The following is a 17045-nucleotide window of genomic DNA, read 5'->3' on the forward strand; positions in this document are numbered from 1 at the left end:
CCCCACCCACCCCATAGACAGGCGCGGCCCGCACACCGTCCCCCACGCTGCGGGCCGCGCCGCCTCCACCGGCATCGATCGACGGCACGGCGGAACGACCAGGCGAGGAGAGGGCGATGTCCCTGCGCGGTGACGACAGCGGGCCGGAGGGGCACGAGGTGTCCGGGCCCGAGGACGAGAGGGCGACCGCTCCCCGGCGGTCCGCGGCGGCCGGGCGGCGGTGGCGGGCCGGGCGGGTCGGGCGGGCCGCCGGGTGTGCCGTGCTGCTGGCCGTCGCGCTCACCGGGGGTGCCGTCGCCGTCCGGGGCGGCGGGGGGACCGCTCCCGTCGCCGTGACCCAGGCCGTCGCGCCGGGGCAGCTGGCCGCCGGGGACCTGGACGCCGGGATCGCCTCGCTCCAGGCTCATCTGCGCGGCCAGCCCCGGGACCACGGCGGCTGGGCCACGCTCGGGCTCGCCTATGTCGAGCAGGCCCGGACCAAGGGCGATCCCGCGCGCTATCCGCAGGCCGAGCAGGCCCTGAAGCGCTCCCTGCGGCTGGCCCCGGACGACGACCAGGCCCTCGCCGGGCTGGCCGCGCTCGCCGCCGCCCGCCACGACTTCACGGGCGCCCTCAGGTACGCCGACCGCGCCCTGAAGCAGAACCCCTACAGCGAACGCGCCCTGTGCTCCCGTATCGACGCCCTCGTCGAACTCGGCCGCTACGCCGACGCGTCGAAGGCCGCCGACCTCGCCGACTCCCGCCGCCCCGGCGTCCCCGTCTTCACCCGCTACGCCTACGTCCACGAGCTGCGCGGCGACGTCACGACCGCCCGCCGGGTGCTGCGGCAGGCGCTGGACAGCGCCACCTCGCGCGGCGACATCGCCTACGTCGCCACCCAGCTCGGCCAACTCGCCTGGAACCAGGGCCAGTACAAGACGGCCCTCACCGACTACGCCCGTGCCCTCGCCGCCGACGACACCTACCTCCCCGCTCTGGAGGGCCGCGCCCGCGCCGAGTTCGCGAGCGGTGACCGGACCGGGGCCGTCACGACCATGGAAATGGTGGTCTCCCGCTATCCGTTGCCCGCCCCGCTGGTCGAACTCGGCGAGCTGTACGAGGACCGGGGCGGCGCCGGTGACCGGGCCAGGGCCCATGACCAGTACGGCCTCGTCGACGCCTGGACCGCCCTCGCCCGCGCCAACGGGGTGGACGCCGACCTCGACACCGCCCTCGCCGCCGCCGACCACGGCGACAGGGCGGCCGCCCTGCGGGCCGCCCGCGCCGAGTGGGCCCGCCGCCACACCGTGCACACCGCGGACGCCCTCGCCTGGGCCCTGCACGTCAACGGCCACGACACCGAAGCGCTCCGCTACACCCGCCGGGCCACCGCGACCGGCTACCGCAACGCCTCGTTCCGCTATCACCTCGGCATGATCGAGCTGGCCACCGGCCACGACGCCGACGGCCGGGCGTCCCTCACCGCGGCCCTCCGGCTCAACCCGGGCTTCTCCCCGCTGGGCGCACGAGCCGCCCGTACCGCGCTGGAGGCTGCCAAGTGACCCCACCACGCAGGCTGTTCACGGCCGCGGCGCTGCTCGCCGCCGTCACCGCGCTGCTCCTCCTCCCGGTCTCCCCGGCCAGCGCGCACCCGCTCGGCAACTTCACCGTCAACCGCTACGACGGACTCGTCGCCGCCCCCGGCACCCTGCGGGTCGACCACGTCGAGGATCTCGCCGAGATCCCCGCGACACAGGCCGCGCCGGAGCTGAAGCGGCTCGGCCTCGACGCCTGGGCACGCCGGCGGTGCGCCACCGCCGCCCGGGACAGCACCGTCACCGCCGGCGGACACCGCGTCGCCCTCACCGCCGGCCGCGGCCGTGCCGCCCTGCGGCCCGGACAGGCCGGACTGCACACCCTCCGCGTGGAGTGCCGGCTCACCGCACCGCTGCCCGAGGGCGCCCCCGTCTCCCTGCGCTTCCACAGCGCGGGCGTGACCTCCGGTCCGGGCTGGCGGGAGATCACCGCGCGCGGCGACCGTACGACCCTCAGCGCGTCCGATGTGCCGAAGACCTCCGTCTCGCACGAACTCACCACCTATCCCAAGGGGTTGCTCTCCTCCCCCGCCGACACCGTCACGGCCGCGCTGACCGTGCGGCCCGGCGGACCGGCCCTCGCCGACGGCGGTGACGGCGGCGGCGCCCCGGCCGCCTCCGTGCTGCCGCGCGGCGCGGACCGCTGGACCCGCGCCCTCGACGGCCTGGTGTCCCGGCACCGCCTCACCCCGGGGTTCGCCGCCCTCGCCCTGCTCATCGCGATCGGACTGGGCGCGATGCACGCGCTCGCGCCGGGCCACGGCAAGACCCTGATGGCGGCGGCCGCGGCGGCCCGCGGCGGCCGGGCCGGACTGCGGGACGTCCTCCCGCTCGCCGCCTCGGTCACGGTCACCCACACCCTCGGCGTGGTCGCCCTCGGCCTCCTGGTCACCGCCGGTTCCGCCGCGGCCCCGTCGGTGATCGGCTGGCTCGGCCTGGCGAGCGGCGTCCTGGTGACGTGCGCGGGAGCGAGTCTCGTACGCCGCGCGCTGCGAGGCCGGGACCACACGGCACCGCGCGACCACGACCACGGGCCTCAGGGGCACGGGCCTCACGACCACGGGCATCACGAGCACGAGCACGCACATGAGCACGCGCACGCCCGCCCGCATCCCCATGACCACGACCACGGCCACCCGCACGACCACCCCCACGACCATCCGCACCCCCGCCCCACCGCCGAACACCCCCGCACCGCCGTCGAGCACACCCGCACCGCCGTCGAGCACACCCACAACGGCGTCACCCACACCCACTCCACCGCCCCCACCCTCCGCGGCACGATCCTGCTCGGGTTCGCGGGGGGACTCGTGCCCAGCCCCTCCGCGGTCGTCGTGCTGGTGGGCGCGGCGGCGCTGGGGCAGGCGTGGTTCGGGCTGCTGCTGGTCGTGGCGTACGGCGTCGGACTCGCCCTCACCCTGACCGCGGCGGGGTTCGCCGTCGTCCGGCTGGGCGCCGGGATGAACCGGCTCCTGGAGCGGCGCCCGCGCTGGTCGGCCGGGCCGCTCGCGGCGCTGGTGCGCCGGACCGCCCCGCTCGGGTCCGCTTTCGTGGTGGTGGCCCTGGGGGCCGGTCTGGTGCTCAAGGGGGCGGCATCCGCATTGGGCTGAGCCGTGCGGGGGATACATCAGGACGAGACGTCATGGGGGGCGCCCGTGTCCGAGGTTCCCGGTACCGAACGTGTGATCGCGGGCCGCTACCGTCTGCTGTCCCCGCTGGGCGAGGGCGGCATGGGGACGGTGTGGCGGGCCCGTGACGAGATGCTGCACCGCGAGGTGGCGGTCAAGGAGGTCCGCGCGCCCGCCGGGCTGCCCCGGCCGGACGTCGAACGGCTCTACGCCCGGCTGGAGCGGGAGGCGTGGGCGGCGGCGCGCATCACCGACCGCAACGTGGTGACCGTGTACGACGTGGCCACCGAGGACGGCCGCCCCTGGATCGTGATGGAGCTGGTGCGCGGGCTCTCGCTCGCCGACGCGCTGGACGCCGAGGGCCCCATGACCCCGCAGCGGGCCGCGCGCATCGGCGCCGAGGTGCTGGCCGCGCTGCGGGCCGCGCACGGCGCCGGGGTGCTGCACCGCGATGTGAAACCGGCCAACGTGCTGCTGGCGAACGACGGCCGGGTCGTGCTCACCGACTTCGGCATCGCCACCGTCGAGGGCACCTCCGCGCTCACCATGACCGGCGAGGTGATCGGCTCGCCCGAGTTCCTCGCCCCGGAGCGGGCGCTGGGCCGCACTCCGGGGCCGGAGTCGGACCTGTGGTCGCTGGGTGTGCTGCTCTACGCGGCGGTGGAGGGCAGTTCGCCGTTCCGTCAGGACACTCCGCTGAGCACGCTGCGCGCCGTCGTCGACGAGGAGCTGCCGCCGCCGCGCCGGGCGGGGCCGCTCGCCCCGGTGATCGAGGGGCTGCTGCGCAAGGATCCGGCGCTGCGGCTGCCGGCGGAGCGGGCCGAGCAGGATCTGCGGGTGGTGGCGGCGGGCGGTTCGCCGACCGCGCCGACGGCCCGCGTGCCGGTGACGCCGTACCCGCCGACCAGGCCGTACGAGCCGACGGTGACCACGCCGCCGCAGCCGGTGCCGGCCGTACGGCCCGGCCCCGGCGGGCCTGCCGGGCCGACGGTTCCCGCGTCGCACCCGGACGCCGGCGACCCCGGCCGCCGGGCCCGGATCGCGGTGGTCGCGGGCCTGGTCGCGCTGGCTCTCGCGCTGGCCGGGCTGATGTACGCGCTGCTGAACGGCGGCGGGAACGGCGGCGGTGGCGGCGCGGCGGGGAGTGGGAGTCCCGGGGTGACCTCGGCGCCGCCGGGCACGAGTACCGCCGCGCACCGGTCGGCGAGCGCGAGCGGGAGCACGTCCGCGGGCTCCGGCGCGTCGAGTGCCGCGCCGGAGCAGTCGGTGCACGTCACGGTGACGGGGACGAACACGGACTACGCGGGGACGTGTCCGCCGCCGGGGGCGCAGGCGCCGGGCTTCACGGCGACGTTCACGGTGGGGCGGCTGCCGGCGGAGGTGTCCTACCGCTGGGTGGCGAAGAACGGCGTCGTCGCGGATTCGGGGTGGACGACGCTGTCGTTCCCGGCGGGCGGCGGGAGGACGAGGACGGACGAGGTGACGGTGACGACGTACCACGCCGGCGCGGTCTACGCGGAGGCCCTCCGCGTGGAGGTCCGCTCACCGGTGCAGGCGGTGTCGGACTGGGTTCCGTTCACGGTGGAATGTACGACGGAGACCCCGACAGGCGGGGCCTCCGCTTCGTCCTCGGCTTCTCCCTGACGGGCCGTGACCTGACTGCGGGGCAGGTCCTAGGCGGCGTTGGTGAGGACGGGGAGATAACCGCCCGACTGGCCGTCGGCCGTCGGGTGGTACGAGTCGCCGATGTTGAGCCAGTCGACGCTGTGCAGCCAGGAGCTGCCGGAGCAGATCTCGTGACCGGTGAAGGTGGTGCGGACGTCACCGAAGGTGAAGCCGTGGTTGGCGACGACCTTGGCGATGGCGGTGTCCATGTAGTCGGAGGCGTCGTTGATCGCCGAGCGCTTGGTGTCGGACAGGCCGACGCAGGTCGTGCCGAGCTTGTAGAAGCGCGGGTAGCCGAGCACGACGACATGGGCGGAGGGAGCCTTGGCGCTGATCGCGGAGTAGACGGCGTCGAGCTTGCCCGGGAGGGTCGAGTCGACGTACGCCTTGGCGGTGTTGATGCGGGACAGGCACGTGCTGTCGGAGTTGAGCACACAGGTCGTCATGACGTCGGCGAAGCCGGCGTCGTTGCCGCCGATGGAGATCGAGACGAGGCTCGTCGAGCTGCTGAGCGAGCCGAGCTGACCGGCGAGGACGTCGTCGGTGGTGGCTCCCGAGCAGGCCAGGAAGCTGAACGACGACGGTGAGTGGGCCGCGTTCCACAGGTAGGGGTAGGCGTTGGTGCTCCGGTCGCAGCTGCCGCTGGAGCTGATGTAGCTGCCCGCGCCGACTCCCGAGGAGTAGGAGTCGCCGAGAGCGACATACCCGCCGGTCGCGGCGTTCGCCGAGGTGGCCCCGGTGAGGGCGAGGCCGACGGCGAGGAAGATCGTGGCGAGATATGCGGTAATTCGGGAACGTCTCATGGAACCTCCCTATAGCAGGATCTCTGCTGTAACTGTGGTACCAGCTACGCGTGTTGACCGGAAGTGTTCATGCCAAAACTTTGAGGGGCTCGAAGGGGAACAGCAGGCGCACTCGGGCCACGTGAAGCGCACGCACCGGCGCAGGCGCCGTGACCCGGCGTCAGCCCCCGGACCGCCGGCCGGGCGGCGGGAGGCCGCCTTGACGGCCCCGGCGGAGCTGCGCGACATTGAAGCCCGGCATCCGGCGCTTCAGGGGGCAAAGCCACCCATGCGGACCACAGGGATCAGCACGGCTTCACCGAGGGACCTCGCACCGCTGCTCGCAGGGGCCGCGACGGGGATCGCCGGGGCCGGCGCGGTGCTCGCGCTCACCGGTGACGGTTCGCCACTGCGCGGGCCCTGCACGCTGTTCTTCCTGACAGCCGCACCGGCGGCGGCCGTCGCCGCGCTGCTGCGCGGGCTGGATCCGTTCGCCCGCGCGCTCGTCTCGCTCGCCGCCGCGGTGGTGGTGGACATGCTGGTCGCCCAGGGCATGCTCGCCGTCCACCGGTGGTCGGTGCGCGGGGGTGTCGTGGCCGTGACCGTCTTCAGTTCGGCCGTGTTCGCCGCGGTGTTCGTCCACCGGATGCGCAGACTCGGATCGCGCGGCGGAACAAGGTCTGCCAAAGTTGTCTGACGGTCAAACCGTCAAAAACGTGAGGCCTCGATCCTGGCCTTGCCATATGGGTTCAATCGTCAATACCGTCATACATCTCACCCGCATCGGTCCGTCACGCACACGGCTCCAGGGGAGGGCTCAGAGCCGGACGAACCGGCGCGGGGCAGGGGGGTGCCGCGCTCGGTGACCGCACTGGTGCCGGGTCGTGCCACGGGACCGGTTGCCGTTCGTCACGGGCGGCCGGCCGTTTTTGCCGGCTCGCCCGGCATGCGCGGAGAGCCGCTCCGTCATGCCCCGGGTGAGAACCCCCCTTTCGAACCGGACACTCAGCCGGGCCGCCCAGGGGCGGGCGGTCCGCCGGACGAGAGGGACCAGACTCATGAGTTCAGTTCTGCGCCCGCCGGTCCCGGGCCGGGATCCGTCGAGGTCGGTCACGTACCGTCCCGTCTCCTCTCACCTGGCCATCGCGCCACCGGTGAGTGTGGTGATACCCGCCATGAACGAGGCGGAGAACCTCCCGTACGTCTTCAAGACGCTGCCGGACTGGATCCACGAGGTGGTCCTCGTGGACGGCCGGTCCACCGACGACACCGTCCGGGTGGCCCGCGATCTGCGACCGGACGTCAAAGTCGTCCGGCAGGAGGGCAGGGGCAAGGGCGACGCCCTGATCACCGGGTTCGCGGCGTGCTCCGGCGACATCATCGTGATGGTCGACGCGGACGGCTCGGCCGACGGCAACGAGATCGTGTCGTACGTGTCCGCGCTGGTCTCCGGAGCCGACTTCGCCAAGGGGTCCCGGTTCGCCAACGGCGGCGGCACCGACGACATGACGTTCGTCCGCAAGCTCGGCAACTGGGCGCTGTGCACGGTCGTCAACCGCAAGTTCGGCGCCCGGTACACCGACCTGTGCTACGGCTACAACGCGTTCTGGCGGCACTGCCTGGACAAGATCGACCTCGACTGCACCGGTTTCGAGGTGGAGACCCTGATGAACATCCGGGTCGTCAAGGCGGGGCTGAAGGTGCAGGAGATACCGAGCCACGAGTACCTCCGCATCCACGGCACCAGCAATCTGCGCGCCGTGCGGGACGGGCTGCGGGTGCTGAAGGTCATCCTCGGGGAACGCTCCAACCGGCGGGACCTGCGGCGCCGGGAACACCGCTCCCCGCTGCTCGAGCCGGTGCGGAGGCAGGTGTCTTGAGCGGTCCCGACATCTCCGTCGTGATCTGCGTCTACACCGAGGACCGCTGGGAGGACATCCTCGCGGCGGTCGACTCGGTGCGCTCGCAGTCACGGCCGGCGCTGGAGACGCTCCTGGTCGTCGACCACAACCGGGCCCTGCTGGACCGGCTGGCCGGGGAGTTCGAGGAGAGAGCCGGTGTCCGGGTGCTCGCCAACGCGGGCCCGCGCGGACTGTCCGCCGGACGCAACACCGGCATCACCGCCTCGCACGGCGAGGTGATCGCGTTCCTCGACGACGACGCCGTCGCCGAACGCGACTGGCTGCGCCGCTTCGCCGAGGGGTACACCGATCCGCGGGTGATGGCCGTCGGCGGCCGGACGATGCCGGTCTGGGCGTCGGGGCGGCGGCCCGGCTGGTTCCCTGAGGAGTTCGACTGGGTGGTCGGCTGCACCTACCGGGGCCTGCCGCCGGGCCGGGTGCGGGTGCGCAACGTCCTCGGCGGCAACGCCTCGTTCCGTCGCACGGCGTTCGACGCGGCGGGCGGCTTCGCCACCGGCATCGGGCGTGACGGCGACCGGCGCCCGCTGGGCTGCGAGGAGACGGAGCTGTGCATCCGCCTCACCCGCGCCCGCCCCGACGCGGTCCTCCTCATCGACGACCGCGCGGTGATCCACCACCGGGTGCCCGCCGCCCGCGAGGACTTCCGTTACTTCCGCACCCGCGTCTGGGCCGAGGGCCTCTCGAAGGCCCTGGTCGCCCGCAGCGTCGGCGCCGCCCGGGGCCTGGAGTCCGAACGCCGCTACACCACCCGCGTCCTCCCGGCCGGCGTGGCCCGCGGCCTGCGCGACGCGGTCCTGGGCCGCCCGGGCGGCGCGGGCCGGGCGGGCGCCATCGTCACCGGTGTCCTCACGGCGGCGGCCGGTTACCTCGTCGGCACCCTCGGGTCCCGGCGCGGCGGTACGGCGTTCTCGGTACCGGAGATCGCCCCGGGAACAGGACCCGGCACCGACGGCACACGGGTTCCGGCCGGTGGACACCGGGTGCGCCCCGCGGGGACCGCGATCTCCGGTGGTGTCGCAGGAGCCGAGGAGGCGGGGCGTGAGTGACAGAGCGGTGCCCGTGCTCATGTACCACTCCGTCGCCGTCGCGCCCAACGACGCCACCCGGGGGCTGTCCGTCGCGCCGGAGGCCTTCGCGGACCAGCTGGCGGTACTGGCGGACCGGGGGTTCACGCCCCTGGACACCGCGGCACTCGCGGCGTGCTGGCGGTCCGGCGCGGCGCTGCCCGCCCGGCCGGTGCTGATCACCTTCGACGACGGGTACGAGGGCGTGCACCGGCACGCCCTGCCCGCGCTCGTCGAACACGGGTTCCCGGCGACCCTGTTCGTCTCCACCGGCTGGCTGCGCGGCGCCCATGACACGGGCGGCGGCCTCGACACCATGCTCGACTGGGACCAGGTGCGCGAACTCGCCGCCGCCGGCGTGGAGATCGGCGGCCACAGCCACACCCACCCCCAGCTCGACCAGCTCGGCGACGACGCGCTGCGCACCGAACTCGAGCGCTGCACAAGCATCGTGGCGGCCGAACTGGGCACCGCCCCGGTCTCCTTCGCCTACCCCTACGGCTACTCCGGCCGCCGGGTGCGGCGGGCGGTACGGGACGCGGGGTACGCGCAGGCGCTCGCCGTCGGCAATCACCTGGCCCGGCGCGCGCAGGGGCCGTACGCGCTGCAACGGCTCACGGTGCGCCGCGGCACCACCCTCCGGGAGTTCGAGCGGATGGTCCAAGGCCGCTCGATCGCCCGGGACTTCGCCCGGGACCACGCCCTCACCCGGGGGTACGCCCTGGTCCGCAGAGCACGACAGATCAGCCGGAAGGCCTTCGGTTCCCGTGTCTGACACGACGACCACCAGCACGAACACCGGCACGAGCAGCGGCCCGGCGCCGGGCGCCGCGCCCGGCGGCGGCAAGCCGCCCGGGCCGGGACGGCGGTTTTGGCTGCCCGGCCCGGGGCGGGCACCCCGCGGCGGGAACCCGCTGTTCCGCAACGCCTACGCCCTGATGCTCAACACCGGGATCTCCGCGGTGCTCGGCCTCGGCTACTGGCTGGTCGCCGCCCGCTACTACTCCGACTCGGCCGTCGGCCAGGGCTCCGCCGCGATCGCCGCGATGAAACTCCTCGCCGGGCTCACCGCGGTGACCCTCACCGGGGCGCTGGCCCGTTTCATCCCGGTCGCCGGACCCCGTACCGGACCGCTCGTCCTGCGCACCTACGCGGGCAGCTCGGTCGTCGTGGCGGTCGCCGCCGGGGTGTTCCTGCTGACGCTCGACGCGTGGGGGCCCTCGTACCGCTTCCTGCACGGGACGGCCGACGGGCTCGGGTTCGTCGTCGCCGTCGTCGCCTGGAACCTCCTCACCCTCCAGGACGGCGTGCTGACCGGACTGCGCAGCGCGCCCTGGGTGCCGGTCGGCAACACCGTGTTCTCCACCGTGAAGCTGGCGCTGCTGATCGCTCTCGCCGCCGCCGTCCCCGCCACCGGCGTCTTCGTGTCCTGGGTCGCCGCCATCGCCACCTCCGCGGTCCCGCTCGGCCTGCTGGTCTTCCGGCGTCTGGTGCCCCGGCACGTCAAGGCGACGGAGGGCCACGCGAGACCGCCGTCGCTGAAGGAGATCGGCACCTTCCTGGCCGGCGACTGCACGGGGTCGCTGTTCTCGCTCGCCGTGGTCTATCTGGTCCCGGTGATCGTGGCCTCGCAGGTCAGCTCCGCGGACAACGCGTACTTCTACATCGCCACCACCATCGGCGGCACCGTCAACCTGCTCGCCATCAACATGGGCGCCTCCCTGACCGTCGAGGGCTCCCACGACCCGGCGCGGCTCGCCGCCGACACCCGGGCCGCGCTGCGGAGGATGGCCGGCATCATGCTGCCGGTGTGCGGGGCGCTGTTCCTCGGCGCCCCCGTCATCCTGCACGTCTTCGGCGAGGGGTACGCGCACACGGCGACCGGGCTGCTGCGCCTGTTCGCGGTGGGCGCGCTGCTCAGGGTCGTCATGGAGACGTACTTCGCGGTGCTGCGCGCCCAGAGCCGGACGGCGGGACTGGCGTGGTTGCAGGGGCTGCTGTGCGTGCTGGTGCTCGGGCTGACGCTGCTGCTGCTCCCCCGGATGGGGCTGACCGGGGCGGGTGTCGCCGAGATCTCCAGCCTCGCGGTGATCGTGACGATCGCCGCGCCCAGGCTCTACCGGACCGTCAGGGCGGGGCGGCCTACCGAGGTCGCCGAGGCGATCGCACCCGACGGGGACCTCGCCGACCTGGGGACGCGCGAGGTCCCGGCGGACGCCGCAGCGCCGTCCCGCCGCAGACCGGCCTGGGCGCTGGACAGCGACACCCTGGCGCTCGGGCTCGGCATCCATGTCGACTTCGACCACCAGGAGCGGCGTCCCGACGTCCGCCCGGGTCCCGGAACCCCGCCCAGCGGTACGCCGGCCGGCATCCCCCGCGGTTCCGGCACCCCTGATCCCGGCACCCTCGCCCCGGGGCGGGGGGCCGTAGGGGCCGCCGGGTCCGCGGCGGCCCCGGGGGCCGGGCCGCCGGTGGAGGAACGCCGGCTCCCGGCACCGCCCTCCGCCGGGAGCCCCGTGCCGGCGGCGGCCGGTCCGGCGGAACCCCCGCCGCCCGCCGGACCGCCCGCGCCGGACCGCCCCGCGCGGCCCACCCGCGCCGGTGCCGTCCTGGGCGCGCTGCTGACCGCCGCGCTCCTCCTCTACTGGCTGCCCGCGCTGCGCCTCGGTGAGGCGGACCTGGACCGGATGGGCGGGCTCGGCCTGGTCTCCGTGCTGCCGCTGCCGACGCTCGCCGGGGCCGCGCTGCTGGTCGTGGTGTTCGCGGCGCTGCTGGGGCGGCACCGCGAGCACCGGGCGCTGCTGCTGGTGACACTGCTGGCGACCGTGGTGTCGCTGCACGCGCTGCCCGCGGTGATCGAGACCGAGCCGCGCTTCCCGACCGCCTGGCAGCACCTCGGCTTCCTCGACTACATCGACCGCACCGGCTCGGCCGTACCCGATCTGGACGCCCGCTGGAGCTGGCCGGGCTTCTTCGCGGCGGCCGCGTTCCTCGGCCGGGCGTGCGGCGTCACGGACTTCACCGAGGTGGTCCGCTGGTGGCCGCTGACGGTCCAGCTCCTCTACCTCGCGCCGATGTTCCTGCTCACCCGCTCACTGCGGGCGGGCTGGCGGGCCCGGTGGACCGGCGTCTGGATCTTCGTGCTGAGCGGCTGGGTCGGCCAGGACTACTTCTCCCCGCAGGGCTTCACCTATCTCCTCTATCTGGTGTTCGTGGCGGTCCTGCTCGTCTGGTTCCGTGCCCCGCGCATGCTGTGGACCCGGCTGCGGCCCGGCGAGACGGAGGTCGAACCGGCCGGCCGGCGGCAGCGGACGGTGCTGCTGATGGTCCTGATCGGCCTGTTCGCGGCGACCGTCCCGGCGCATCAGCTCACCCCGTTCGTGATGCTCGGCGTGCTGGCCGCGCTGGTGCTGACCGGCCGCTGCGAACTGCGCGGGCTGCCGCTGCTGTGCGCGGTGCTGGCCGCGGCCTGGCTGGGCTTCATGGCCGAGCCGTACTGGTCGGGGCACTTCGACGACCTGTTCGGCGGCGTCGGCGGTGTCGGGAGCAACGTCCGGACCTCCGTCTCGGGGCGGATCCAGGGCGGCGACACCACCCACCGGCTGGTCCTCTACACCCGGGTGCTGCTGGCGGGCTCGATCATGGCGTTCGCCTGCCTCGGCTGGTGGCGGCGGCGCAGGAACCGCTACCGCGAACGCTCGCTGCCGGTCCTGACGTTCGTCCCGTTCCTCGGCTTCGGCATGCAGTCCTACGGCGGCGAGATGGCGCTGCGCGTCTTCATGTTCGCGGTGCCCGGCGCGGCCCTGCTGGCGGGGCTGGCCCTGTTCCCGCGGGTCGGCGTCACCGCCGGGGAACGCGCGAAGGACCGGCGCCGTCCGGCCCGGCTGGCCCCGCTCGCCGCGCTGCTGACGGGCCTGCTGCTGATGGGCGGCTTCCTGGTGGCCCGCTGGGGCAACGAGCCCTTCGAACGGACCCGGCCCGGCGAGGTCGCCGCCATGGACTGGGTGTACGCCCACGACCGGCCGACGGTGCGGCTGCTGTGGCTGAGCGACGACACCGTCGACGACGTGACTCCGGCGATGCCGTGGGGTGCGCGGGACATGGAGCGGGTCGACTACGTGCCCACCCTCGCCCCAACCGATCCGGCGCTGGTGTCGGGGCTGGTCAAGGCGCTCGAGGACGCGGGCCCGAACTCGTATCTGATGGTCGGCGAGGGCCAGGTGACGTATCTGCGGATGGACGTCGGGTATCCGGCGGGCTGGGGGGAGCGGCTCACCGCGCACCTGGACCGGCGGCCGGAGCTGCGGAAGGCCTTCGCCGACGGCGACGCCACCGTGTACGCCCTGAGCGAGCCGCCCGCGGGCGCGGTCCCGGCGCCGGATCCGGGGCCGGCCGGGCCGCGGGTGACCTGGACGCCCTGGTCGGTGGTCGGCGGGCTCGCGGCTCTCGCACTGCTGGTGCTGCTGACGGCACGGGAGACGGTCCGGGTCGCGCTGCGGCCGGGCATACGGCGGCTGCGACTGCTGCAGAACAGCTTCTGGTTCTCCCTGCCGCTGCTCGCGGTGCTGTTCGCCTCGCTGGTGCAGCGGTTCCTGACGATGGGGCGGGGGTGAGCGGGGGCGGGTCGGCGGCTCGCGGGCGGTTCAGCGCGCGAGCCACTTCACCTCGTACGCACCCATGTCGAACCGCTTGCCGTCGATCCGGGCGCTGATGGTGCGGTCGAGGGTGTTGACGACGAGGACGGTCCGGTCGGTGGCCAGGACCCGTACGTTCGGCACGTCGTCCGGGGCGACGGACACCGTGCGGTAGCGGGTGCCGGGCGGGAACTCCGTGCCGAACCGTGTGACCAGGCCCAGCATGGGCAGGGCCGTGCCGCCGTCCGCGCCGGAGGTGGGGGTCCACAGGCAGCCCGGACAGGTGGTGCCCTTCTCGTCCTCCGGGTTCCAGTAGAAGCCGGAGGAGGCGCCGCCTCTGACCATCGCGATCAGCGCGGCGGCCTGGACGGCGACGCGGCGGGTCTCGGTCCAGCCGGTGCGCCCGCCGTCGCCGCCGGCGGGTGCCGCGGGTGGCGTGGGCTCGACGTAGTACTCGGCCCACCACAGCGGCAGGCCACCGGTCTGCCTGCGCACCCACGCGCCGACGGCGGTGAGTTTGGCGGTGGCGCCGAACGCGTCGGGCAGCAGTTCACCGTCGCGGGTGAAGGTGGAGCCGTCCACGACGGCGAAGTCCGCGCCCGCCCTGTGCTTGTTCCAGTAGCCGAAGGCGTCGAGGACCCGCTGGTCCACGGCGCCCCAGGGGCCCCTGACGGCCGTGGACGCGTTCGTGTCGCGCGGGTCGACGCTGTCCATGTCGAGGTAGGGGCCGCCGACCATGATGTTCCGGTCGACCTTCTTCAGCGCCGCATGGACGAGGTTGTACATCTTCGTGTAGCCCTCGTAGTCCCAGCGGGCCTCGGCGTCGTTCCAGAAGCCCTTGAACTCGTTCCACACGATGAAGTGGGTGACGTCCGGGTAGCGCCGGGCGACGGTCGCGGCGAGCGCGGCGAAGTCGGCGTAGTGGGAGGGCGTCGGGGCGGTCTCCAGGGCCGCCTCGCTCCAGTCGGTACGGTCCGCACCGGATCTGCCGCCCTTCATCCAGTCCGGGGCGCAGCACAGCGTGATGACGGGCGTGCCGCCCGAGGCGCGCACGAGGTCGATCCGGCGGTCGAGTGCCCCGAAGTCGTAATGTCCCTTCACCGGCTCGGGGTTGTCGGCGCCCCAGCCCATGATGTGCTGGTTCTGCGGCACGTCCCCGGCCTTCGACAGCAGGCCCTCGACGCGTGCGACGGCGGTGTCGTCGCCGTCGTCGGCGCTGTACCGGGTGTGGGTGAACCCCCAGCCCACGGAGGGCTCGTCCTGGTGGGGCGGGGTGGCGGGGGTGCCGTGCACCCGGCCGCCGTCGCGGGTCGTACCGGCGGTGCTCCCGCCGTCCGGCAGCGTGTCGACGAGGGTCACCACCAGGGCGAGCACGACCGCCGCCACCCCGAGCAGAGCGGTCAGCCGCCACCACCGGGCCCCCGGGTTCCACCCATGACGTCCCATCGGGGGCCACAGTAACGGCGGGGACGGGGCCGGGGCCATGCGTCCGCGTGCGGACGGAGACCGGCGGAACACATGTACGGGCGAACACGCGTACGGGCGGTTCCGGGAGGATGCGACACTCCGCCGTCCGGTGCGGAAACCGGGTGCACGGGGCCGTCGGGTGCCGGATCATGGGCGGCATGTCTGCGAACCCTTACGGCGCGCTGCCGATCCGGCTCAACGTCGACGACAGCGACTCTCCGTCCGATGTCGTCGACGCGCTGTTCCTCGGCCGGTTCGCGACGGGCGAGCAGCCGTACTCCCATGCGGCGAACATCGACCGGGTGCGCTCCGGGGCGGACCTGCTGCCGTCCGGCGCCCGGGTGCTGCGGGTGGCCCGGGACGACGACCGCAGTGCCACCCTCGCCGAGGGCGACGGCTGGACCGTCCTGGTGTCCCGCTGGAACCGGGGCGCCGACATCACGGTGACCGCGACCAGCGCCGAACTGGCGAAGAAGATCCTCGACCAGGCCACCGACGGCGCGGCGGACGAACCGGAGCCGCAGCCGGAGAACGTGACGATGGGTTTCTGGTACGTCTCCCCGCGGCGCGGCCCGCACCGCACGACCCGGCAGATCGCGGCGGGCACCTGGGAGGAGGTCCGCGGCAACTACACGGGACCGGTGGCGGACGCGATGGACCGCCTGATGAAGACGACCCCCGAGGACATCGCGGGACGGCTGCTGCTCCTGCACGGCCCGCCGGGCACCGGGAAGACCTCGGCGCTGCGCACCCTGGCCCGCTCGTGGCGGGACTGGTGCCAGGTGGACTGCGTGCTGGACCCGGAGCGGCTGTTCTCCGACGTCGGTTATCTGATGGACATCGCGATCGGCGAGGAGGACGGGGCCGGCAAGGGCCGCTGGCGGCTGCTGCTCCTGGAGGACTGCGACGAGCTGATCCGGGGCGAGGCCAAGCACACGGCGGGGCAGGCGCTGTCGCGGCTGCTGAACCTGACCGACGGGCTGCTCGGCCAGGGCCGCAACGTACTGGTCGGCGTCACCACCAACGAGGACCTGGAGCGGCTGCACCCCGCCGTCGTGCGGCCCGGCCGGTGCCTGGCCCGCATCGAGGTCGGGCGGCTGACCCACGGGGAGGCGGTCGGCTGGCTGGGCACCGAGGAGGGCGTCGGACGTGACGGGGCGACGCTGGCGGAGCTGTACGCGCTGCGCCGGGGCACCTCGCCCACGGCGGTGCCGGAGCCGCGGGACGGCGTGGACGCGGGGCTGTATCTGTAGGTCCGGGCCGCCGGTGCTTTGATGAACCGGTGACCCTGTTCGTCGGGACGTCCGGATGGCAGTACCGGGACTGGCGGGGCGTGCTGTACCCGGAGGGGTGTCCGCAGCGGCTGTGGCTGGAGGCGTACGCGGCGCGCTTCGCCACGGTGGAGCTGAACAGCGCGTTCTACCGGCTGCCCACGCACGAGAACTTCGCCGCGTGGCGGGAGCGGGTGCCGGGGGACTTCATGATCGCGGTCAAGGCCGGCCGCTTCCTCACCCACGTCAGACGGCTGAAGGACCCGGCGCAGCCGGTGGAGCGGCTGATGGGCCACGCCGCCGGCCTCGGCGGCCGGCTCGGCCCGGTCCTCCTCCAGCTGCCGCCCACCCTGCGGGCCGACCCCGGACTCCTCGACGCCTGCCTGGAATGCTTCCCCGGCGCCGCCCGCGTCGCGGTCGAACCACGGCACGACTCCTGGTGGACCGACCGGGTACGGACCGTGCTGGAGACCAGGGGTGCGGCACTGTGCTGGGCCGATGTGCTCGCCCGCCCGGCGACCCCGCTGTGGCGCACCGCCGACTGGGGCTACGTCCGCTTCCACGAGGGCCGCGCACAGCCCTGGCCGCGCTACGGGCGACGGAGCCTGGAGACCTGGGTCGACCGCATCGCCACGACCTGGGCACCGGGGGCCGAGGTGTTCACCTACTTCAACAACGACCCGGGCGGCGCGGCGGTGGCGGACGCGGTGCGCTTCGCACAGACGGCACGCCGAGCGGGCCTGACGGCGACCCGAACACCGGATGAGGTACGGGAACGGCGGGTGGCGACGGCGTAGACCTCGCACCACACCGTTCCGCCCGGCACCGCGGCGGTCCCGCACCGGCGGAGGCCCGTCCGGGCAGATCGACACCCGCCCCGCCGAACCGAGCCCGTCCGGACGGGGGTCCGCCCCGCCGGACCGAAGCCCGTCCGGACCGAGGCCCGCCCCGCCAGACCGGAGCGCCTCCCGACGGACCGGCCCCCGCCAGACCGAAGCCACCCGAGCGGACCGGAACCCGCCCGGACCGGGGCCCGTC

The 17045-nt window shown here is 74.2% G+C and carries 12 protein-coding genes; 10 read left to right on the forward strand and 2 right to left on the reverse strand.

Features of this window, described 5'->3' with window-relative positions; translation table 11 throughout:
• The first annotated feature begins 116 nt into the window (after nt 1-116).
• Genes ABZ862_RS28965 through ABZ862_RS28975 form a run of 3 tightly spaced genes read left to right on the forward strand, consistent with a single transcriptional unit; the run spans nt 117 to nt 4846 of the window.
• Nucleotides 117-1541: a tetratricopeptide repeat protein gene (locus ABZ862_RS28965; protein WP_360964111.1), complete on the forward strand. Its 1425-nt coding sequence runs from the start codon at nt 117-119 to the stop codon at nt 1539-1541.
• A complete protein-coding gene (locus ABZ862_RS28970) occupies nt 1538-3184 on the forward strand; it encodes a sulfite exporter TauE/SafE family protein (RefSeq protein WP_360964114.1) in 1647 nt (548 codons plus the stop codon). Before ABZ862_RS28965 ends, ABZ862_RS28970 begins: the two co-directional genes overlap by 4 nt.
• A 45-nt stretch (nt 3185-3229) precedes the next feature.
• Entirely contained in the window at nt 3230-4846 is a 1617-nt protein-coding gene (locus ABZ862_RS28975) for a serine/threonine-protein kinase (protein ID WP_360964116.1), read from the forward strand.
• A 29-nt stretch (nt 4847-4875) separates the two neighbouring features.
• On the opposite strand, the gene ABZ862_RS28980 is transcribed toward ABZ862_RS28975, so the two are convergent.
• Entirely contained in the window at nt 4876-5670 is a 795-nt protein-coding gene (locus tag ABZ862_RS28980; protein WP_360964118.1) for an SGNH/GDSL hydrolase family protein, read from the reverse strand.
• Between the two features lie 268 nt (nt 5671-5938).
• Here ABZ862_RS28980 and ABZ862_RS28985 point away from each other — a divergent pair, with 268 nt between their 5' ends.
• The 5 genes from ABZ862_RS28985 (at nt 5939) to ABZ862_RS29005 (ending at nt 13248) form a co-directional block, all read left to right on the forward strand.
• Nucleotides 5939-6346 carry a hypothetical protein gene (locus ABZ862_RS28985; RefSeq protein WP_360964121.1) on the forward strand — a complete coding sequence of 136 codons (408 nt, stop codon included), beginning with the start codon at nt 5939-5941 and terminating at the stop codon, nt 6344-6346.
• A 361-nt stretch (nt 6347-6707) separates the two neighbouring features.
• Nucleotides 6708-7529, forward strand: coding sequence for a glycosyltransferase family 2 protein (locus ABZ862_RS28990; protein ID WP_360964124.1), 822 nt, complete (start codon nt 6708-6710; stop codon nt 7527-7529).
• Nucleotides 7526-8617, forward strand: a complete 1092-nt coding sequence (locus tag ABZ862_RS28995) for a glycosyltransferase family 2 protein (RefSeq protein ID WP_360964126.1) — start codon at nt 7526-7528, stop codon at nt 8615-8617. The genes ABZ862_RS28990 and ABZ862_RS28995 overlap by 4 nt, the downstream gene beginning before the upstream one ends.
• Nucleotides 8610-9410, forward strand: a complete 801-nt coding sequence (locus ABZ862_RS29000; protein WP_360964129.1) for a polysaccharide deacetylase family protein — start codon at nt 8610-8612, stop codon at nt 9408-9410. The genes ABZ862_RS28995 and ABZ862_RS29000 overlap by 8 nt, the downstream gene beginning before the upstream one ends.
• 163 nt (nt 9411-9573) lie before the next feature.
• Entirely contained in the window at nt 9574-13248 is a 3675-nt protein-coding gene (locus ABZ862_RS29005; protein ID WP_360964271.1) for a lipopolysaccharide biosynthesis protein, read from the forward strand.
• A 30-nt stretch (nt 13249-13278) separates the two neighbouring features.
• Here the strand turns inward: ABZ862_RS29005 and ABZ862_RS29010 are convergent, their stop codons facing one another.
• Nucleotides 13279-14715, reverse strand: coding sequence for a xylan 1,4-beta-xylosidase (locus ABZ862_RS29010; protein ID WP_360964132.1), 1437 nt, complete (start codon nt 14713-14715; stop codon nt 13279-13281).
• Nucleotides 14716-14894: 179 nt separating this feature from the next.
• Between ABZ862_RS29010 and ABZ862_RS29015 the strand changes: the two genes are divergently transcribed.
• Together ABZ862_RS29015 and ABZ862_RS29020 are read left to right on the forward strand one after the other, a co-directional pair.
• On the forward strand, nt 14895-15989 hold the full coding sequence (locus ABZ862_RS29015; RefSeq protein ID WP_360964135.1) for a DUF5925 domain-containing protein: 1095 nt from the start codon (nt 14895-14897) through the stop codon (nt 15987-15989).
• 29 nt (nt 15990-16018) lie between these two features.
• Nucleotides 16019-16804: a DUF72 domain-containing protein gene (locus ABZ862_RS29020; RefSeq protein ID WP_360964138.1), complete on the forward strand. Its 786-nt coding sequence runs from the start codon at nt 16019-16021 to the stop codon at nt 16802-16804.
• Nucleotides 16805-17045 lie beyond the last annotated feature (241 nt).

The sequence above is a fragment of the Streptomyces sp. NPDC047000 genome (genome assembly GCF_040644295.1).
GTDB lineage: Bacteria > Actinomycetota > Actinomycetes > Streptomycetales > Streptomycetaceae > Streptomyces.

Excerpts from the sequence above, each read along its gene's own strand:
- ABZ862_RS29005 (WP_360964271.1), top strand. The coding sequence starts at position 9,574 with ATGCTCAACACCGGGATCTCCGCGGTGCTCGGCCTCGGCTACTGGCTG.
- ABZ862_RS29015 (WP_360964135.1), top strand. The coding sequence starts at position 14,895 with ATGTCTGCGAACCCTTACGGCGCGCTGCCGATCCGGCTCAACGTCGAC.
- ABZ862_RS28985 (WP_360964121.1), top strand. The coding sequence starts at position 5,939 with ATGCGGACCACAGGGATCAGCACGGCTTCACCGAGGGACCTCGCACCG.
- ABZ862_RS28965 (WP_360964111.1), top strand. The coding sequence starts at position 117 with ATGTCCCTGCGCGGTGACGACAGCGGGCCGGAGGGGCACGAGGTGTCC.
- ABZ862_RS28980 (WP_360964118.1), bottom strand. The coding sequence starts at position 5,670 with ATGAGACGTTCCCGAATTACCGCATATCTCGCCACGATCTTCCTCGCC.
- ABZ862_RS29010 (WP_360964132.1), bottom strand. The coding sequence starts at position 14,715 with ATGGGACGTCATGGGTGGAACCCGGGGGCCCGGTGGTGGCGGCTGACC.
- ABZ862_RS28990 (WP_360964124.1), top strand. The coding sequence starts at position 6,708 with ATGAGTTCAGTTCTGCGCCCGCCGGTCCCGGGCCGGGATCCGTCGAGG.